20 protein-coding genes are annotated in these 19,829 nt (G+C 64.8%); 14 read left to right on the top strand and 6 right to left on the bottom strand.

The features are described 5' to 3' along the window. Window positions 1-21 precede the first annotated feature (21 nt). From L1080_RS21425 to katG, 13 genes are all read left to right on the top strand, one after another. On the top strand, window positions 22-1,065 hold the full coding sequence (locus L1080_RS21425; RefSeq protein WP_250773010.1) for an FAD-binding oxidoreductase: 1,044 nt from the start codon (window positions 22-24) through the stop codon (window positions 1,063-1,065). A gap of 52 nt (window positions 1,066-1,117) precedes the next feature. Then, the gene (locus L1080_RS21420) at window positions 1,118-2,224 is read left to right on the top strand and encodes an aromatic/alkene monooxygenase hydroxylase subunit beta (RefSeq protein WP_250773012.1); all 1,107 of its coding nucleotides are present in this window, start codon (window positions 1,118-1,120) and stop codon (window positions 2,222-2,224) included. Next, a complete protein-coding gene (gene mimD / locus L1080_RS21415) occupies window positions 2,221-2,562 on the top strand; it encodes a propane 2-monooxygenase effector subunit MimD (RefSeq protein ID WP_201453501.1) in 342 nt (113 codons plus the stop codon). The genes L1080_RS21420 and mimD overlap by 4 nt, the downstream gene beginning before the upstream one ends. Before the next feature lie 78 nt (window positions 2,563-2,640). Continuing rightward, on the top strand, window positions 2,641-3,687 hold the full coding sequence (locus tag L1080_RS21410) for an amidohydrolase family protein (protein WP_250773015.1): 1,047 nt from the start codon (window positions 2,641-2,643) through the stop codon (window positions 3,685-3,687). Next, window positions 3,684-4,430: an iron-sulfur cluster assembly protein gene (locus tag L1080_RS21405; RefSeq protein ID WP_250773017.1), complete on the top strand. Its 747-nt coding sequence runs from the start codon at window positions 3,684-3,686 to the stop codon at window positions 4,428-4,430. Before L1080_RS21410 ends, L1080_RS21405 begins: the two co-directional genes overlap by 4 nt. Then, on the top strand, window positions 4,427-5,452 hold the full coding sequence (locus L1080_RS21400; RefSeq protein ID WP_159919151.1) for an NAD(P)-dependent alcohol dehydrogenase: 1,026 nt from the start codon (window positions 4,427-4,429) through the stop codon (window positions 5,450-5,452). Before L1080_RS21405 ends, L1080_RS21400 begins: the two co-directional genes overlap by 4 nt. Before the next feature lie 43 nt (window positions 5,453-5,495). Further along, window positions 5,496-7,145 carry a chaperonin GroEL gene (gene groL / locus L1080_RS21395; RefSeq protein WP_159919153.1) on the top strand — a complete coding sequence of 550 codons (1,650 nt, stop codon included), beginning with the start codon at window positions 5,496-5,498 and terminating at the stop codon, window positions 7,143-7,145. 68 nt (window positions 7,146-7,213) lie between these two features. After that, the gene (locus L1080_RS21390) at window positions 7,214-7,540 is read left to right on the top strand and encodes a putative quinol monooxygenase (protein ID WP_109326758.1); all 327 of its coding nucleotides are present in this window, start codon (window positions 7,214-7,216) and stop codon (window positions 7,538-7,540) included. Between the two features lie 82 nt (window positions 7,541-7,622). After that, the gene (locus L1080_RS21385) at window positions 7,623-7,937 is read left to right on the top strand and encodes a hypothetical protein (protein WP_374434413.1); all 315 of its coding nucleotides are present in this window, start codon (window positions 7,623-7,625) and stop codon (window positions 7,935-7,937) included. 92 nt (window positions 7,938-8,029) lie between these two features. Continuing rightward, window positions 8,030-9,778: a sigma-54-dependent Fis family transcriptional regulator gene (locus tag L1080_RS21380; protein WP_250773019.1), complete on the top strand. Its 1,749-nt coding sequence runs from the start codon at window positions 8,030-8,032 to the stop codon at window positions 9,776-9,778. Between the two features lie 331 nt (window positions 9,779-10,109). After that, window positions 10,110-10,355 carry a hypothetical protein gene (locus tag L1080_RS21375; protein WP_250773021.1) on the top strand — a complete coding sequence of 82 codons (246 nt, stop codon included), beginning with the start codon at window positions 10,110-10,112 and terminating at the stop codon, window positions 10,353-10,355. Window positions 10,356-10,662: 307 nt separating this feature from the next. Continuing rightward, window positions 10,663-11,091, top strand: coding sequence for a Fur family transcriptional regulator (locus L1080_RS21370; RefSeq protein WP_159919163.1), 429 nt, complete (start codon window positions 10,663-10,665; stop codon window positions 11,089-11,091). 71 nt (window positions 11,092-11,162) lie between these two features. Then, complete coding sequence (gene katG / locus L1080_RS21365) at window positions 11,163-13,397, top strand: catalase/peroxidase HPI (RefSeq protein ID WP_250773182.1); 2,235 nt, start codon at window positions 11,163-11,165, stop codon at window positions 13,395-13,397. A 103-nt stretch (window positions 13,398-13,500) separates the two neighbouring features. On the opposite strand, the gene L1080_RS21360 is transcribed toward katG, so the two are convergent. The 4 genes from L1080_RS21360 to hpaC are packed head-to-tail and all read right to left on the bottom strand — an operon-like array spanning window position 13,501 to window position 17,221. Then, complete coding sequence (locus L1080_RS21360; RefSeq protein ID WP_250773023.1) at window positions 13,501-14,778, bottom strand: amidase; 1,278 nt, start codon at window positions 14,776-14,778, stop codon at window positions 13,501-13,503. Further along, a complete protein-coding gene (locus L1080_RS21355) occupies window positions 14,775-16,325 on the bottom strand; it encodes a solute symporter family protein (protein WP_250773025.1) in 1,551 nt (516 codons plus the stop codon). Before L1080_RS21355 ends, L1080_RS21360 begins: the two co-directional genes overlap by 4 nt. Before the next feature lie 6 nt (window positions 16,326-16,331). After that, window positions 16,332-16,625, bottom strand: a complete 294-nt coding sequence (locus tag L1080_RS21350; RefSeq protein WP_250773027.1) for a DUF485 domain-containing protein — start codon at window positions 16,623-16,625, stop codon at window positions 16,332-16,334. 2 nt (window positions 16,626-16,627) lie between these two features. Continuing rightward, on the bottom strand, window positions 16,628-17,221 hold the full coding sequence (hpaC, locus tag L1080_RS21345) for a 4-hydroxyphenylacetate 3-monooxygenase, reductase component (protein WP_159919171.1): 594 nt from the start codon (window positions 17,219-17,221) through the stop codon (window positions 16,628-16,630). A 224-nt stretch (window positions 17,222-17,445) separates the two neighbouring features. On the opposite strand from hpaC, the gene L1080_RS21340 reads away from it, so the two are divergent. Beyond that, window positions 17,446-18,066 carry a response regulator transcription factor gene (locus L1080_RS21340; RefSeq protein WP_007301658.1) on the top strand — a complete coding sequence of 207 codons (621 nt, stop codon included), beginning with the start codon at window positions 17,446-17,448 and terminating at the stop codon, window positions 18,064-18,066. Between the two features lie 16 nt (window positions 18,067-18,082). On the opposite strand, the gene L1080_RS21335 is transcribed toward L1080_RS21340, so the two are convergent. Together L1080_RS21335 and L1080_RS21330 are read right to left on the bottom strand one after the other, a co-directional pair. Continuing rightward, window positions 18,083-19,042, bottom strand: coding sequence for a PDR/VanB family oxidoreductase (locus L1080_RS21335; RefSeq protein ID WP_250773032.1), 960 nt, complete (start codon window positions 19,040-19,042; stop codon window positions 18,083-18,085). 45 nt (window positions 19,043-19,087) lie between these two features. Next, on the bottom strand, window positions 19,088-19,828 hold the full coding sequence (locus L1080_RS21330; RefSeq protein WP_250773034.1) for an SDR family NAD(P)-dependent oxidoreductase: 741 nt from the start codon (window positions 19,826-19,828) through the stop codon (window positions 19,088-19,090). Window position 19,829 lies beyond the last annotated feature (1 nt).

Genomic DNA, 19,829 nt, shown 5'->3' with positions numbered 1-19,829 from the left:
CACAAGCACAGGAGAGACCCCGTGGCCGACAAGCACGTAATCAACTTCGAGCCCGTCGATATCGAGATGGAAGTCGGCGAGGACGAGTACATCCTCGATGCCGCATTCCGGCAGGGCATTCACCTGATGCACGGGTGCCGTGAGGGGCGGTGCTCGGCCTGCAAGTCGTTTGTTCTCGACGGCGATATCCAGATGGAGAATTACTCGACGTTTGCGTGCAACGACGCTGAGGTCGACGACGGACACGTCCTGCTGTGCCGTTCCACCGCATACAGCGACTGCACCATCGAACTGCTCAACTTCGACGAGGACGAACTCCTCGGCGGTGTCCCCATCCAGGATGTGCGCACCCAGGTGACCGCGATCGAGTCGATGACCAAGGACATCGTGTCGCTGCGACTGGCGCCCATCGAACCCGCGGCGTACGAATTCCGACCCGGCCAGTACTCCGACTTGCACATCCCGGGCACCGACGAGCATCGCTCCTTCTCCATGGCGACAACCCAATCGACGCCGGGGCACGTCGAGTTCCTGATCAAGAAGTATCCCGGCGGCAAGTTCGCCGGCCTGCTCGACGACGGGATCTCGGTGGGTGACGAGATCGCCCTGACCGGCCCGTACGGGTCGTTCACCATCAAGGACGGCCATGTCCTGCCGATGGTCTTCATCGGCGGTGGCGCAGGGATGGCTCCGCTGCTGTCGCTGCTGCGGCACATGAGCGAGACGGGCAACACCCGCCCCGTGCATTTCTACTACGGTGCCCGCACCCCGCAGGACCTGTTCTATCTCGACGAAATTGTCGAACTCGGACAAGGGTTGACGGACTTCACGTTCGTGGCCTGCCTGTCGGAATCGATGGACCCTGCGCCGGTGGGTGCGATCGCCGTCGAGGACGGCAATGTCACCGATGTCGTCAGCCGCCGCGAACCTGAGCTCGGTCGGGCAGAGGTGTACCTGTGCGGGCCGCCGCCGATGGTCGACGCGGCCCTGGAACTGCTCGAGGCGGAGGGCACCCCGCACGACCAGATCTTCTACGACAAGTTCACCAGCCCCGCATTCGATTAGGCGTCCCGAGGAAACCACCATCCTTTTTCACCGACAGAACTGAGAAAACGAGATGACCGCAACTTCTGAGCCCAAGCAGCGGAGCTTTCCGAAGATCGAGTTCACCGACTCCGAAGCCGGTGCACTGGAATTTCCCAGCTCCCGCAGCCGCACCTTCACCTACTACACGCCCGCCAAGAAGCGGTCGACGATGTACGAGGACGTCACGGTCGACGTCCAGCCCGACCCCGACCGGCACCTCTCCCAGGGCTGGATTTACGGCTTCGGTGACGGCCCCGGCGGCTACCCGCAGGAGTGGACGGCCGCGAAGTCGTCGAACTGGCACGCCTTCCTCGACCCGAACGAGGAGTGGGACCAGACGATCTTCCGTAACAATTCCAAGGTCGTCCACCAGGTCGAACTGTGCCTGTCCAACGCCAAGCGGGCCCGGGTCTACGACGGCTGGAACACACCGTGGCTGACGTTCATCTCCCGCAACCTGGGGGCGTGGATGCACGCCGAGAACGGGCTGGCGCTGCACGTGTTCACCTCCATCCAGCGGTCCTGCCCGACCAACATGATCAACACCGCCGTCGCGGTGAACGCCGCCCACAAGATGCGTTTCGCCCAGGACCTGGCACTGTTCAACCTGGATCTGTCCGAGGCCACCGAGAACTTCGACGGCGCCGCGCACAAAGAGGTGTGGCAGTCCGCTCCAGAGTGGCAACCCACCCGGGAGGTCGTCGAGCGGCTCACCGCGGTACCAGATTGGTGTGAGCTGCTGTTCGCCTCGAACATCGTCTTCGAGCAGCTGGTGGGATCGCTGTTCCGCACCGAACTGGTCATGCAGATCGCCGCCGGCAACGGCGACTACATCACCCCCACCATCGTCGGCACCGGCGAGCACGACTACGACCGCGACCTCAACTACACCCGCAACCTGTTCCGGTTGCTCACCCGCGACCCCGAACACGGGGAGACGAACAAGGAGCTGTTCGGCACCTGGCTCGCCACCTGGGTGCCCCGGTGCCTCGCCGCCGCCCGGGCACTGCAGCCGATCTGGTCGCAGCCGGCCGACAAGGCGGTCACCTTCGCCACCAGTTTGGACGCCGCAAGCGCGAAGTTCCGTTCCCTGCTCGAAGACCTCGGGCTCGACATCCCCAAGGAGTTGGACCAGTGACCATGCAATTCGGATCGACCACCGAGTTCTCCAACATGTGTGGCGTCACCTTGATGAACACCCCCATCGGCCGCGTCGTCGCGGAGGTGATGGGCGCCAAGGACGGTGTCGAGCTGACCGAGTACCCGTCGATGATCCGCGTCGACGGCCAGAAGCTGCTGAATTTCGACTACGAGGAACTCACCGACGCTCTCGGTGAGGAGTTCGACGGCTCCATCTTCGAGGAGATCAGCTCCACCCATTACGGGCGCATGGTTCACCTCGACGACAAGACCCTGCTGTTCGCCAGCCCCGAAGACGCAGCCGAGTACATCGGATTCGACCTCACCGAGCACTGACCGCAGCTGTCCGGGGCCACGCAGGGTGGCCCCGGACACCCCCAGCCCACCCGAAAACCAGGACCAAGCGAGGACGCGATGTATCAGAAGGACGGTCGGAAATACTTCATCGTGGACGGCCACGTACACATCTGGGACGGCCGCAAGTCGAACCAGAAGAACGTGCACGGCAAGCAGTTCATCGACTGCTTCTACGACTATCACAAGAACCTCAGCCCCGAAGAGGTCGTGTGGGACTACGACACCTACACGTACTACGGCAGCGAACGCTTCGAACGTGACATCTTCGTGGACGGATACGTCGACCACGCGATCTTTCAGGCCACCCTGCTCAGCGACTTCTACCACAACGGATTCGGGCAAACCGACGAAGCGCTCGCCCTGGTCGCCAAACACCCCGGCAGGCTCACCTACAACCACGCCTACGACCCACGGCACGAGGAGGCCGGGCTCGAACAACTCCGCAAGGACGCCGACCGGATGAACCTCCAGGGCGTCAAGCTCTACACCGCCGAATGGCACGGCGATTCCCGCGGCTACAAACTCGACGACCCGTGGTCGCGGCGCTACCTCGAAGAATGCATCAAGCTGGGGATCAGGAACATTCACGTCCACAAGGGACCGACGATCCGTCCCCTCGACCGCGACGCCTTCGACGTCTCCGACGTCGACAAGGTCGCCACCGACTACCTGGACCTGCGCTTCGTCGTCGAACATGTGGGTCTGCCACGGCTCGAGGACTTCTGCTGGATCGCCACCCAGGAGTCGAACGTCTACGGCGGATTGGCAGTGGCTCTGCCGTTCATCCACACCCGGCCCCGCTACTTCGCCCAGATAATCGGCGAGTTGCTCTACTGGATCGGCGAGGACAAGATCCTGTTCGGCAGCGACTACGCACTGTGGACCCCGAGATGGCTGATCGAGAAGTTCGTCGACTTCCAGATCCCCGAGGACATGCAGGGCGAGTACGCCCCGATCACCGTCGAGCAGAAGCAGAAGATCCTCGGCCTCAACGCCGCAGCGCTGTACGACATCGACGTTCCCGCGGACCTGCAACTGGCCGAGCCGGCCGGGCAGGAAGGTGTGGAGGTCGCTGCCGGGGCGCGGGAAACCGTGCCGTCATGACCACCGCCGCCGCCGTCTGCACCGAAGAGGACGTTCTGATGGCCCTGTCGACGGTCACCGACCCGGAACTGGACGAGCCGATCACCGAACTCGGTTTCGTCCGGTCGGTCACCCTCGACGACGACGGGGTCACCGTGCACCTGCGGCTGCCCACCGCGTTCTGCTCGCCGAACTTCGCCTACCTCATGGCATCCGACGCCCTCGACGCCCTGCGCCTGATCGAAGACATCGGCGAGGTGCGGGTGATGCTCGACGACCACCACGACAGCGACAAGATCAATACCGGCCTCGCAGCCGACGCCGGATACGTCGGAACGTTCGGCTCCGAGGCGGAAGAGAGTCTGCACGAACTGCGCCGAACGTTCCGGTCCAAGGCACATGCCGCGGCGATGGAACGCTGTGTGGAGGCGCACCTGAAGACCACCGACATGGGTGTGAACGAGATTTACCGACTCGTTCTCAGCGACCTCGCCGCCGGAAAAGCGAAGGCCGCGTTGCTGCGACGCAGAATCGGCATCGGGTTGAGCATCTGCCCGGCCAGCCCGGTGTTCGTCGACGACGCCGGCAAACGCATCCCCGCGGAGTCGGTGCCGATGCGGCTGCGGTTCGCCAAATCGGTGCGCATTTCGATGGAAGGCAACGCCCACTTCTGCCGCGGCCTGCTCGCCACCCGCTACGCCGACAGCGAATCCGTCGGCAGCACTCCGCGAATCACCAATCTCAGAACCAGGAGCCCGCGATGAAGGCCGTGCAAGTGGTGGGATACCACACCAAGCTGCAGCTCACCGATATTCCCGAACCCATAATCGAGGGTCCCCTCGATGTCATCGTGCGGATCGGCGGCGCGGGTGTGTGCCGCACCGACCTGCATGTTCTCGAGGGGCAGTGGGAGGAGAAGTCCGGTGTCGCACTGCCGTACACAATTGGTCACGAGAACGCCGGTTGGGTCCACGCGGTGGGTGACGCCGTCACCAACGTGGTGGTCGGCGACAAGGTGATCCTGCACCCGCTGATCACGTGCGGGCTGTGCCGGGCGTGCCGTTTCGGTGACGACGTCCACTGCCAGAACAGCAAGTTCCCCGGCATCGACACCAACGGCGGGTACGCCGAGTATCTGCGCACCACCGCCCGCAGCGTGGTCCGGATCGACGACTCGCTCGAACCCGCCGACGTCGCCGCCCTCGCCGACGCGGGCCTGACGGCGTACCACGCCGTGGCCAAGGTCGCCAGGACCACTCGCCCCGGAGACGTGTGCGTGGTGATCGGGGCAGGCGGACTCGGCCACATCGGCATCCAAGTCCTGAAGGCGATCTCCGGGGTCACCGTGGTCGTGCTCGACCGTAACCCCGCGGCCGTCGACCTCGCCGTGAAGATCGGCGCCGACCACGGCATCGTCGCCGACGGCACCCACATCCAGCAGGTGCTCGACCTGACCGGCGGGCACGGCGCCGAAGCCGTCGTCGACTTCGTCGGGGAAGGCGGCGCCACCGCCGAAGGGATCGCGATGCTGCGCCGCGCCGGGAACTACTACGTCGTCGGCTACGGCGAGAACCTCGACGTCCCGACCATCGACGTGATCTCCACCGAAATCAACTTCATCGGAAATCTCGTCGGCTCCTACAACGACCTGCAGGAGCTCATGACCCTCGCCGCCCAGGGCAAGGTCACATTGCACACCACCCGGTACCGGCTCGAGGATTTCCAGCAAGCCCTCGACGATCTCGATGCCGGTCGGGTCCGCGGCCGGGCGATCCTCGTCCCTTAACCGCATCTCTCCGCGAAAGAAAGCACGAAAGGACACATCAGCCATGGCGAAAGAGCTGCGGTACAACACGGACGCCCGAGCCCGCCTCGAGCAGGGCGTCAACGCCCTCGCCGACGCGGTCAAGGTGACCCTCGGCCCCAAGGGGCGCAACGCGGTGCTCGAAAAGCTCACCGGGCCACCGACGATCACCAACGACGGGGTGACCATTGCCCGCGAGATCCAGCTCCGCGAACCCTTCGCCAACATGGGTGCCCAGTTGGTCAAGGAGGTGGCGATGAAGACCAATGGTGTGGTCGGCGACGGCACCACCACCGCCACCGTGCTCGCTCAGGCCATGGTCCGCGAGGGTCTGCGCTCAGTCGATGCCGGCGCCAACCCCATGCGGGTGCGGCGCGGCATCGAGCGGGCCGTATCCGTGGTCGTCGATTCCCTCCGCGAGCAGGCCTCCCAGATCGGGGGGCAGAGTGAACTGCACCGGATCGCAACCCTCGCCGCCAGCGACGACGAAGTGATCGGGCACGCCATCTCGACGGCGGTTGATTACGTCGGCAAGTCCGGGGTCGTCACCACCGAGGAGAGCGACACCCTAGGGCTGTCGGTCAACATCGTCGACGGCATCGAGTTCGATCACGGCTACATCTCCGGCTACATGGTCACCGACCCGGAGCGGATGGAAGCGGTGCACACCAATCCGCTGATCCTGCTGACCAACAAGAAGATCACCCAGGTCCAGGACATCATGCCGAGCATCGAGGTGGCCAAACGTGCCGACCGACCGCTGGTGGTACTGGCCGAGGACGTCGACGGTCCGGCCCTGCAGCTGCTCGTCGGCGGAAACATGCACAAGACCATGCAGTCGGTGGTCGTGCGCGCCCCCGGTTTCGGCCACCGCCGCGTCGCCGAGCTCGAAGACCTCGCCGTGGCACTCGGTGGGCACGTGATCGCCAAGGACACCGGCATCGAACTGTCCGAAATCAGCGTCGAACATCTCGGATCGTGTGACCGCATCACCGTGACCGAGAACGAGACCACGATCGTCGGCGGACACGGGGACCAGCGCCTCCTCGATGCCCGCATCGCCCAGCTCGAGGCCCAGCTCGAGCGCGCCAGGATCGAGGCGGATCAGGAAAGCCTCGAACTGCGTATCGCCCGGCTCACCGGGCGTGTTGCCGTCATCCGCGTCGGCGGCGCGACCAGTGTCGAGCTCAAGGAACGGATGCTGCGCGTCGACGACGCGCTGGCTGCCACCCGCGCCGCGGTCGAGGCCGGAATCGTCTCCGGAGGTGGCACCGCGCTGGCGCAGTCGCATCGGGCATTGGCCGATCTCGACCTGGCCGGTGACGAGGCCATCGGATGCGACGTGGTGCGTCGCGCTCTTCCGGAACCGCTGCGCTGGATCGCGATCAACGCCGGGTTCGACGGCGACGAGGTCGTCGAGGTGGTCGCCGGCCTGCCGCTCGGGCACGGATTCAACGCGCTCACCGGCGAATACGGGGACATGTTCGACGACGGAGTGATCGACCCGTTCAAGGTAACCCGCGCCGCACTCGAAAGCGCAGCCTCGATAGCGGCACTGCTGATCACCACTGAAACCGCTGTCGTGGAGGAGGTTATCGGTAATCCCGGTGCCATCATGGCACCCGGTTTCGGCGATCTTGCCGAAGGCATGGTCCGCCCGTCGAATATCTACTAGAAACCAGTGGGTCACCGTCTCGGGGTCCTGCGAGGCGGTGACCCACGCCCGAAAGAAAGTGAAGCATAGTGATTTTCATTGTGGTGAAGTTCAACGTCCTCGACGAACACCAGAACGACTGGTTGCTCATCACCAAGGAGTTCACCGACGCGACCCGATCGGAACCGGGCAATCTCTGGTTCGAATGGCACCGCAGCGCCGACAATCCCGCCGAATTCGTGCTGATCGAGGCATTCGCCGACGGGCAGGCCGGTTCCGACCATGTCAATGCGGACCACTTCCGGAAGGGATTGGACGCGATGCGCCCGGCACTGAGCGAGACACCGCGCATCCTCCACACCGAGCTTCCCGGCGACGACTGGTCCCGTATGGGCGAGTTGGACATCGCTTCGTAATGCGCCAGGCACCACACCGGCCCAGGCAAACCCCGGTGTGGTGCACCCGTGACGGACACACAACAGTGCGGAAGGACAAGGCATGACCGTGGTGACCACCGGCCCCGTAGCGGATCTGGTTGCGGGTCTCGGCGATGCTGTGGTGACCGACGGAGACACCATGATCGCCTACACCCGCGATCAGGCGCTGCTCTCGCCATCCGGTCGACCGATAGCAGTGGTTCGTGCCCGGACGGTCGACGACGTCGTGACGACGCTGCAGACCGCCTACCGGTACACGATTCCGCGGTGTTCGACCCTCCCGGGATTCTCAATCCGGGACGCGCGATATGACCGCCACCCCCCGGCAAATATCGATCCCGTAGTCCTGCCTCGAACGGTGCCCACCCCCGGGTAGCTCGGCGTGTGTCTCATACTGAGACCCGTATCACATTGAGACGCCGTACGCTCATGCATGTGACTGGCGGAAGAACGGGGCGTGTAGGAATCATGACCGCTAGAAATCTACGGGTAGCACGTGAGCGTTTTCTCTCCGAGCATCATCTCGACAGCTCCATTCGGCAGGACATCTACTCCTCCTGGCAGCGGTCGAAGTCGCTGAAAGTGGTACCTGATCAGCTCGATCTCCCGTATGTCCGGGAGCCGAACCTGGACTGTCCCCTCGTCACGGCAGCCGGACCGGTCCTGAGGCAGCTCGCGGACGGGCTGGTGGACGAGCCGGTCAGTGTGATTCTGACATCCGCCGACGGAGTGATCCTGACCAGGATCGCCGCCAGCCAGCGGCTCAATCGCACGCTCGACGCTGTCAGCCTGGCCCCAGGTTTCAGCTACTCGGAAGAATTCGCAGGTACCAACGGTATCGGCACTGCTCTCGAGACCCGGCAACCAACCCTGGTCACCGGCGCCGAACACTACGTCGAATGTCTCGGGCAACTGGCCTGTGCCGGTGTCCCGATCACCCACCCGATTTCCGGAGCTCTCGTCGGCGCGCTCGACCTGACCGGCTGGGTGGAGGACGGGGGACCACTGCTGGCCACCCTGGCCAAATCCGCAACCGCCCAGATCGAAGGCCGGCTCCTTGCACAGGCCAGTGCCGAGCAGACAGCGCTCCTGAACGCCTATCTGAAGGCTGGTCGGCGGGCACCGCAAGCAGGGGTTCTCGCTCTGGGTGACGATCTGGTGCTGCTCAACCGTCGCCTGCGCCTGGCACTGGATGCCCAGGACCAAGCTGCGTTGCTCGAGCACGCTGTCGACCTGACAGGAATGCCTGCCACGCATCGACATATCGTCGCCCTACCCAGCGGACTGTCGGCGCGTCTGTCGTCCACCGAGGATTTCGGATTCGGATCGCGACGGCAGATGGCTTTGTTCTACGTACACCTCCTCGACACCCCCAACTCCGCGGTCCCGGCAGCAGAGAAACATGATTTCCTGCCCGGTATCACCGGCAGCAGCGCTTCCTGGCGCCGTAGTTGCCAGCAGATCGCCCGCTGCGCTCGCGACCAACAGTGGGTCACGGTTTCCGGAGAGCCGGGAAGCGGTCGCACTGCAGCACTCAAAGCGGCTGCTATGGCCCATATTCCGGTCCGAACGCGGATTTTCTGTGGGCAGGAGCTGTCGGGGGACAGTGGTGCCATGCAGGCGCTTCGGCAAGAACTCGAACAGGACCGCTTCAGCATCATCCTTCGCGACATCGATCTGCTCGACGAGGAGCATCAGAGGTCTGTCGCCGACCTCATTTCCGGACGTGAGCACGCCGGCTGGATCGGTGTAACCATCGGCGCTGCAGCGCACAACACCGATCTGGACACGCTGATCCTGCCCTATTTCAGCCATACCGTGTCCGTGCCCGCGCTGCGCCACCGCATCGAGGATCTCCACGACCTGGTGCCGCTCCTACTCCGTCAGCTGGGCCACGGGGCAGAGCTATCGCTCGACCCTGCGGCAATGCGTCAACTGTGCAAATACAGCTGGCCCCGAAACGTGAGCGAGCTCCGGCAGGTCCTCCAGGAGGTGGTGCAGCGGCAACGCTCCGGCATCGCCGGAGTCGATCAGTTGCCACCGGTATGCCGGGCGCTGAGCCGACACACGCTCACGCAGATCGAGGCCCTGGAGCGAGACGCCATCGTCCGCAGCCTCGAAGAAAACCACGGGAACAAGAAGGCGGCAGCAACCGCGCTCGGCATCTCACGCGCGACGATCTACCGGAAAATCAAGGAGTTCGGAATCGGCTTGTAAGTCGTCTCTCAAGCATCGACTGGCCGACCCGCAGTCACGCGGAGCTACTCAGCTATCGCTGATCGAGGACACCCCCGCGTCGTGGCTTCCTGCCTCGTTTCCGGATTGCTCAGTGCCCGAACCCGGTACGGACCGGGAAGCCACGCGACTCGCGGCCGATCGGGTGCCGATCGTCCTCTGTGGTCGTCTCCAGATCGCCGAGTGACCACCCTTTCCGTGTCCGGAAATGAGACGGCCATCACGCCAGTTCCGCCGGATTATGGGGGATACCGAGATAGTGCACTCGGTACGAAACCCGAAGTCTAGCGCAGCAACCGAGAAGGCGATTCTGATGACGACAAACCCGCATACTCTGCACGCAACGACTGGGCGAGAGCACTCCGGTAGTGGTCGGGTCTGGCTGGTGGCTCCACTGTGCACGACGGCCGCCCCCACCGACCGCCCTCCCGTGCGTGATGACCTGATGCGGACCTGGCTGCCGGACGGCGACGCTACCTACCGCAGCTCCGACGGCCGCCGCAAGACCACCTGGGCACAACTGCATGCACAGTTCGATCTGGTGGAGGTGACGTCATGACGACCCTCACCGAAAATCGATCGGCATCTGGATTGCGTTACCCACGAGATGCATCGACGAGCGGCTCGCGAGCGAGGACGCTGCCGAGGATGATCTGCGCTTGGCTCCCGACGACCGCGTCACGTGCCCGCTACACCATCGGTGGATCTACCGCTGCGTCGCGTCGCCGGCCCAGTCTCGCCACCTCGAAACAGCGAGCACGCAAGCCGGCGTGAACCCGGCTGTGCAATGCGCTACCGGGTTCCGCAGCGTCTCAATATGACTCATTATCTTGATCAGTTACAGAAAGCCGGGGCATAGTCTGCCCGTGTCTTCGACAACGGATTTCGCACGACAGTTGCGGCTCGCCGATCTGCGTGTGACCCAGCCGCGGCTTGCGGTATTGGAGGCGGTGCAGGCGAACCCCCACGCCGACACTGAGGGGATCCTCGCGGCGGTGCGCGGTGTTCTACCCCGAGTGTCTCAGCAAGCGGTGTACGACGTGCTTCACGCAATGACCGCGGCAGGGTTGGTGCGGCGGATCCAACCGTCAGGCTCCCTGGCCCGCTACGAGTCTCGGGTCGGTGACAATCACCACCACGTGGTCTGCCGATCCTGTGGAGCCATCGCTGACGTCGACTGCGCCGTCGGTGACACGCCGTGCCTGAGCGCTCCGCACGACAACGGGTTTCGTGTCGACGAGGCGGAGGTCATCTTCTGGGGCACGTGCCCCGACTGTTCCCCATCACACCGTTGACAACCCGATCCACCCAACACAGCCCGGATTACTCCCTTTTTGGAAGGAAAGAAGTGACTGACACCCAGACCATCGCAGAAGGACACCCTCCGATCGCCGAGGCCCAAACGGAGCCCGCGCAGAGCGGCGGCTGCCCCGTTGCCCACGGTCGTCAGAAGCACCCCACTGAAGGCGGGGGAAACCGTGACTGGTGGCCGAACCAGCTCAACCTGAAAATCCTGCAGAAGAACCCCGCCGTGCGCAATCCCATGGACGAGGACTTCGACTACGCCAAGGAATTTGCGACCGTCGACCTCGTCGCTCTGAAGCGTGACATCGAGGAGGTCATGACCTCCTCACACGAGTTGTGGCCCGCCGACTTCGGGCACTACGGCCCCCTCTTCGTCCGCATGGCATGGCACGCGGCGGGCACCTACCGCATCACCGACGGTCGCGGCGGCGCCGGCGCCGGGATGCAGCGGTTCGCGCCCCTGAACAGCTGGCCCGACAACGCGAACCTCGACAAGGCGCGCCGGCTCCTGTGGCCGGTGAAGAAGAAGTACGGCAAGACGATGTCGTGGGCCGACCTCATGGTCTTCGCCGGCAACGTTGCACTGGAGTCGATGGGCTTCGCAACCTTCGGATTCGGCGGAGGCCGGGTGGACCGGTGGGAACCGGAAGAGGACGTGTATTGGGGCCCTGAGCTCACCTGGCTCGGCGACGACCGCTACACCGGTGAGCGGGACCTCGAAAAGCCCCTCGGGGCAGTCCAGATGGGTCTTATCTACGTCAACCCCGAAGGCCCGAACGGCAACCCGGACCCGCTCGCCGCGGCCACGGACATCCGGGAGACGTTCGCCCGGATGGCGATGAACGATGTAGAAACGGCCGCCCTGATCGTCGGTGGCCACACCTTCGGCAAGACCCACGGGGCCGGCCCCGCCGACCACGTCGGCCCGGAGCCCGAGGCCGCACCGCTCGAGGAGCAGGGCCTGGGCTGGAAAAGTTCCTTCGGCACAGGTAAGGGCAAGGACGCCATCACCAGTGGCCTCGAGGTGACCTGGACACCCACCCCGACCACGTGGGACAACAGTTTCCTGGAAACCCTGTACGGCTACGAATGGGAGCTGAGCACCAGCCCCGCCGGCGCCAACCAGTGGATCGCGAAAAACGGCGCCGGTACCGGCACCGTTCCCGACGCCTTCGACTCCTCGGTGCGGCACGCCCCCACCATGCTGACCACCGATCTCTCCCTGCGGATCGACCCTGCCTACGAGAGGATCACCCGTCGCTGGCTCGACCACCCCGAGGAGCTCGCGAACGAATTCGCCAAGGCCTGGTACAAGCTGACCCACCGCGACATGGGCCCGGTCGCCCGCTACCTCGGACCGCTGGTCCCGCAGGAGACGCTGCTATGGCAGGACCCCATCCCCGCCGTGGCCCACGACCTCATCGGCGCCGATGACATCGCCACCCTCGAGGGGCAGATCCTGTCGTCGGGCTTGACTGTTCCACAGTTGATTTCGACTGCGTGGGCGGCGGCGTCGTCGTTCCGCGGAAGCGACATGCGCGGCGGCGCCAACGGCGGCCGTATCCGTCTCGAGCCGCAGGCGAGCTGGGAGGTCAACAACCCCGACGAGCTCGCGCACGTGGTACGCACCCTCGAGGGCATCGCGGAGTCGTTCAACTCCGCCCAGACCGGGAACACCCGGGTGTCGTTCGCCGATCTGGTCGTGCTGGGCGGAACTGTGGCTGTCGAGCAGGCCGCCAAGAACGCCGGACACGACATCGAGGTGCCCTTCACTCCGGGACGAGCCGACGCCACACAGGAACAGACCGACGTGGAATCCTTCTCGGCGCTCGAGCCGAGCGCGGACGGGTTCCGCAACTACCTCGGGACGGCACACCGGCTGCCCGCCGAGTATTTGCTGATCGACAAGGCGAATCTGCTGAACCTCAGCGCTCCCGAGTTGACGGTGCTGATCGGTGGCCTGCGGGTGCTGGGCGCGAACCACAACCAGTCGTCGCTAGGCGTGTTCACCGCACACCCCGGGTCGTTGAGCAACGACTTCTTCGTGAACCTGCTCGATCTGGAAACGGTGTGGGCGCCCACATCTGCGAACTCGGGTATCTACGAGGGCCGCGACCTCACCACCGGCGAGGTGAAGTGGACCGGCAGCCGTGTCGACCTGCTGTTCGGGTCGAACTCGGAGCTTCGCGCGCTGGCCGAGGTCTACGCCGCCGACGACGCCGAGGCGAAGTTTGTGCACGACTTCGTCTCCACATGGGACAAGGTGATGAACCTCGATCGGTTCGACCTCCGCTGACCCGTGCACCCGGCTGTGCCACCCCGCGAGCTCACCGCTCCGGGGTGGCACACCAGGCACGCGGTTGTGCCACCGTCGCACTTCGTTGACTGACGCTTCCCGGTCAGAGCACAGATTCGAGCCAGGCGGCTGTCTCGAAGAGTCGTTGCTCGGCACCGGGACGCCCGATCAACTGCAATCCGAGGGGAAGACCCGCACTGTCACGCTTCCCGGGGATCGTGACCACCGGCAGACCCATCGCCTGCCACGGTCGGCTCATGATGGGCGTACCTGTCGCGTCGTGGCCGTGCGGCGCGGCGCCGAGAGCCGCGGGCCCGAGGATTGCTTCGTCCTCGTCCAACGCCGAGAGCAGCAGCTGTCGGGCCTCGCGGATTCCGGCGAGGGCGGCACGGTAGTCTGCTTCTGCGGTTGCGGCCCCCGCGGTGAACAGTTCGGCGAGGGGCGCACTGATCTTGTCGGTCTGCGCGGCCTCGGCGGCGCGTTCGCGGGCTGCTTCGTACGCCATCACCGTGTGCTGGTATTCCGCCAGTGCCACAACCGTTGCGGCGGAGTCCAACTCACGGCATTGGATCCCCGTCGACGCGGCGGAATCAGCGGTCGTCCTGAGCGCCGCCGTCATCTCTCGGGACACCTCGCCGAGCTCGAACCCGCTCCACAGCCGCAGCCGGTGCGGAGCGGAAGGTTCGAGAGCGGGCGCTCGCGTGCCGTCGCGCAGTGCTGTCCACGCGAAGTGGAGGTCGGGCACGGTTCGTGCCAGCAGCCCCACCGTGTCGAGACTGGGACTCAGCCCGGTGATGCCCGCGGTCGGGAGTTCGCCGTGAGCGGTGACGAAACCTGCGACTCCGCAGAACGACGCCGGCCTCGTCAGCGACCCCGCGGTCTGTGTACCAAATGCGAGCGGCACCATGCCCGCGGCCACCGCTGCCGCCGAGCCGCTCGACGACCCGCCGGGGGTGTGACCCAGGGCGCGGGGATTGCGGGTCGGGCCGGGCTTGAAGTACCCGAATTCGGTGGTCACCGTCTTACCGAACGGGAGTGCGCCGAGGGCACGCGCACGCGCCACACAATCGGCGTCCGTCGTCGCGGAGTCCGCGCCCCGCAGCTCACTGCCGCAGCGCGTCGGCATACCCGCGACGTCGATGAGATCCTTGACTCCGACGGGCAGGCCCCAGAGCGCGCCGTCCGGGCCGCCGTCCTGGATTCGGGCGGCCGCGGACCGCACCGCATCGGCATCGAGGTGGGCCCAGGCGTGGATGTCCGGCTCGAGGTCCGCGATTCGTGCGAGTGCCGCCTCCGCCACATCGATGGGCGTCGTCGCGCCCGTCGCCAGCTGCTCAGCCAGCTCCCGGAGTGGGCTCGGTGACCATAGTTCCGTCTTCATCGCATCGCCACCATCGTGTCGTCGCTCGTCGTCTCGGTCTGCCCGGTGAGCGCTCGGGTGCGCATCACCGAGAAGAGGCGATCGGCTCGTGCTTTCGTCTCCCCGGACGGCGCCGACAACAGCGCGACGATGATGGACACCGCCAGCGAGAGGGGTGCCACGGCGAGTGCCGGGTTCGAGAATCCGAGGATGGAGTCCGGTCCCTGCACGACCGGGCTGAGCAGGATGACGGTCACCGACAGGACGAGCCCGACCACGATGCCGGAGATGACGGCACGCGCCGTCATGCGCTTCCAGTACATGGTCAGCAGCAGTGCCGGCAGGTTCGCACATGCTGCGATCGACATCCCCAGTGAGGCGAGGAACGCGACGTTCTGCTTCTGCGCCGCGAAGGCGATGGCGACACCGATGACGCAGGTTGCCACCGTCGCGGCCCGGGCCGCGCGATGCTGGGCCTTCGCCGACACCGATCCGTTCCTGATCACCTGCCCGTACAGGTCGTGTGCGATCGCACCGGAGGTGGCGATCACCAGGCCGGACAGTGCGGCCAGAATGGTCACGAACGCCACGGCCGCGACGAACGCCAGCAGGACGCCGCCGCCGACCGTCTCGGCGAGCTGCGCGACCGCAAGGTTGCCGCCCCGATTCTCGGACTTGATCACCTCGACACCGACCAGCTTGGCGGCGCCGTAGCCTAGCACGGGAACCAGTAGGTAGAAGGCGAAGAAGATCCAGATCGCCGTGTAGGCGGACGTTCTCGCCTGCTTCGCATCCGGAACGGTGAGGAAGCGGATCATCACGTGCGGCAGGCCGAGCACGCCGAGGACGAGCCCGACGGTCTGCGACAACTGGTCGAACGACGCGGCACCGGACGTACGCTGCGGCGCGACGAACGATTGCCCGAACTCGGCGAGCGCGGTGCTGAACGGGCCGAAGGGATTGAAATCGAACCGCACCAGCACGAGAACGAACAGCACGACGGCGCAGACCATGAGGAGACCGGTCTTGATGATCTGGATCCAGCTGGTGGCGAGCATGCCACCCACCAACGTGTACGCCGTGGTGAGTGTTCCGATGATCAACACGGCCACGGCGTAGTCGAGGTCGAACAGCAACGACACCAGAAGCGCGGCACCGACCAGCTGCGACACGAGATAGACCACGCTGATCACCACCGTGCTGATCGCCATCATCGACCGCACGTCCTTACCGGGGAAACGGGTGGCGAGAACATCCGCCAACGTGAAGCGGCCGAGGTTGCGCAGGGGTTCCGCGATCAGCAGCATCGCGAGGACGAACGCGACGGGCACGAAGACCGCGAGGTAGAACCCGTTGAAACCGGTCAGCGCGATCGCGCCGGTGACTCCGAGAAACGAGGCGGCAGAGATGAAGTCGCCGGCGATGGCGACACCGTTCTGCCTGCCGGTCAGGCTGCCGCCCGCGACGTAGTGATCGGCGGCGGACTTGTTCCTCTTGGAAGCCCACGCGGTGATCATCAGGGTGACAACGACGAGGGCCGCGAAAAGTGCAGCGGAGACGAGGTTCATGGCGCGTTATCCTTTCGCCGGCGAGGCGGTCCGGGAGTCGAGTTCGGCTGCCCGTGCCATGTAGTACCGGGCCACGACGATGGCGACGACGAATTGCGCGACCGCATAGAGCCACGCCACGGTGACGCCGCTGAAGACGACGCCGTCCAGCAGCGAGGTGAACCCGCCGAGGATCGGCAGGGGCAGGAACAGTGCGAGGACCAAGACGCTGAGACGAAACGTCAGGGCGGCACGCGTGTCTGCGAGCGCCTGCAAATCGGATTTGTGTGGGACTTGTTCGGGCGGTGACGAGGTGACCATGGCTATTTTCCTCCGGCTGCGGCGGGAACGAGGGCGGGTGTCACGGTGATCGGATCGGACCATTCGTCGTAGAACAGCCAGTCGGGGGACTCGACCGGAACCGACAAACGGTGGAATTTGCGTTGGAAGTAGACGAGGCTGTCGCCGTGTTCGCGCGTCTGCACGCGGTCCAGTTCGATGAACATCACCGAATGCGATCCCACGGTCTTGCTGTCCGCGATCCGGCCGGCGAGCACCACGTGGGCGGCGCGCAGGATCGGGACACCGTCGTCGGTGTCGTCTTCCCAGATGTCCCACTGGAACCGGTCGGCCATCGCGACTTGTGTTGCGCCCGCGAAATGCATGGCCAGTTCTTCGTCGTCGCCGGAGAGCACGTTGATACCGACTCTGCCGTTGTTCTGGAATACGTTGTGCATGGCGCTGTTCTGATTTACGCATACGAGTGCGGTGGGCGGGGAGTCGGTTACCGAGCAGACGGCGGTCACCGTCATTCCGCATCGCCCGGCAGGGCCGTCGGTCGTCACGATGTTGACCGCGGCCGGCAGATTCGCCATGGCGGTGCGGAAGATCGATTGCATGGTTGTGAGTTCGGGCATTTCGTCTCCATGAGTTGGAACAAGAAAGTCGTGTCACCACGTTGCGCCGGCGTTCCTGAAAGAAGGATATGACGCGCGTCATGCACTGGAACATTGGCGGCGACGCTACTTTCTTGCAGTAAGTCGCCTACCCGGGTAGGGGATTCCTTCAGTTGCCTACCGCTTCCGTTACGGTCGGTGTTCACTGGACGAGGAAGCAAGCCATCTGTACGAGGCAGGATTCGATGGATCAGCAAGAAACACGGGTTTACATCGTCGACGACGATCAAGAGTTGTGCGCATCGCTTGCGTGGTTACTCGATTCGGTCAACATCACGTCGGAGTACTACTTCTCGGTGCAGTCGTTCCTGGACGAGTACCGCCGCGACATCCCGGCCTGCCTCGTCCTGGACGTCCGGATGCCGGAAGTCGGGGGATTCCAGCTCCAGGAGGCACTCCTCGCCGACGAATCCCCGATTCCGATCATCTTCGTGTCGGCACACGGTGACATCAAGATGTCGGTGCGGGCCCTCCAGCGGGGTGCGCTGACGTTCATCGAGAAGCCCTACGATCCGCAGCACATGCTCGACGTCATTCAGGACGCGCTCCGAGTCGCGCGTCAACGATTCGGCGAGCGACGCAACAGAACGGAACTGCAGGGCCGGATAGACACGCTGACGGTGCGCGAAAAAGAAATCCTCGCACTCGTCCTCGACGGATTGCCCAGCAAGAACATTGCGAAAGAATTGGGAATCAGCGTGAAGACGGTCGACGTGCATCGCACCCGTATCAAGGAAAAGACCGGAGCAGAAAGCATCGCAGTTCTCGTACGCGATATTCTGCAGGCCGGAATTGCCGTGACCTGAAATATTTCGGCACTTTTCAGGGGAGTTCGACAACGAGCCGCCCGGATTTCGCGCGCGACACACACGCGGCAATTCTGTCTCCCGCCTTTCTCTCACTCTTGGTGAGGCAATTGTCGCGGTGGTCGGGCTCGCCTTCCAGCACGTCCAGGACGCACGTGCCGCAGATGCCTTCCCTGCAGGACGTGTCGATCTCGATGTCGTTCTCTTCGAGTACGTCGGCGATGGACTTCCCGGCAGGCACTTCGAACACCTCGCCCGTGTCGAGTTCCAACTCGAACGCCGTGTCCGATTCGGTCGCTGTAGGCGTCACCGCCTCGAAGTGTTCGAAGTGGACCGCGTCCTCACCGACAGCGGGTTCCGCCAACCCGCGCACCCGATCCATGAAACCTTCGGGGCCACAGGTGTAGACGTGCGTTGCGGCGGACGCATCCGCCAGGATCTTCTCGAGGGCGGAGAGCTGGTCGTCCCTCGTCAGGCCGAAATGCAGGTGCACGTCCCGGCGGAAATCCGCACTCTCCAGCAGGTCGACGAACGCGGCCTGAGCCCTCGTCCGCGCGAAGTAGTGAAGGTCGAACTGTTGTCCCCGCCGGTGCAACGCGAACGCCAGACTCAACATCGGGGTCAGCCCGATCCCCGCCGCGACGAGGATGTGCCGATCGGCGCACTCGGCGAGCGTGAGCAGTGTGCGCGGCCGGCTGATCTGCAACTCGCTGCCGATCGTCACACGATCGTGCAGTGCGGCCGAGGCGCCGCGGGGACCGGTCTCGCGCTTGACGGCGACCACATAGGATTCGGACTCGTGCGGCGGGCTGCACAGCGAGTACTGGGTGAGGACCTCGGTGGGGCCGAGGATGTCGATGTGGGCGCCGGCAGGGTACGGGTCGAACGGTGAACCGTCCGTCCGAACAAGCCGGAACGATTTGATGTCCGGCGTTTCGTCGACAATGTCCGCAACAGTGACAGTGAACATGCTCATGGTGATTCTTCCTCCGGTGCTGCGACCCGTCGCCCGCGGGCGGGGTCAGCGCATGTACAGGCCGCCATTGACGTCCCAGCAGGCTCCCGTCACCGACGCGGCCGTCGGCGACGCGAGCAGAGCAACGGTCTCGGCAATGAAGTCGGGGGAGCCCAGGGTGCCCACCGGGATCGTGGTGAGGATGGCGGCCAGCCTGTCCGCGGGCACCGTCTCACGCACCACCGGCAGATCCAGCGGCCCCGGGGAGACCGCGTTCACCGTGACACCCGATGGGGCGAGTTCGCGGGCGAAGACCTTGGTCAGTGTGCCGACGCCGCCCTTGGCCGCGGCGTAGTGCGCGCCAGTCGCCGTGCCACCGTTCTGTCCCGCCAGCGACGCGATGTTGATGATTCTGCCGTATCGCTTCTCGGCGAAGTAGCTGCCGAACACCTGGCAGCCGAGAAAGGCCCCGTTCAAGTTGATCTCGACGATGTCGGAGAACTCTTCCGGCGCAATGTCCATCAGCGAGCCTGTCTGCGACCGGCCGGCGTTGTTGACGAGGACGTCGATGCCGCCCCACTCCTGGATCACCCGGTCACGGACGGCTTCGAAACTCTCCCGTTTCCGGACGTCCAACTCCACGCCGATGGCCGTGTCACCGCCCGGATCCAGCTCCGCCGCAGTCTCTTTCGCGGAATCGCTGTCGATGTCCGCGACCGCGACGCGGTATCCGCGGTCGTGCAATTGGTGTGCGATCGCGGCACCGAGGCCGCGTCCGCCGCCGGTGACTACTGCGACAGAATCCACG

Source organism: Rhodococcus sp. MSC1_016, from assembly GCF_023667485.2.
Lineage (GTDB): Bacteria > Actinomycetota > Actinomycetes > Mycobacteriales > Mycobacteriaceae > Rhodococcus_F > Rhodococcus_F oxybenzonivorans.
The sequence above is the reverse complement of the archived record's forward strand: the minus strand, read 5'-3'. Positions and strand labels throughout refer to the sequence as shown.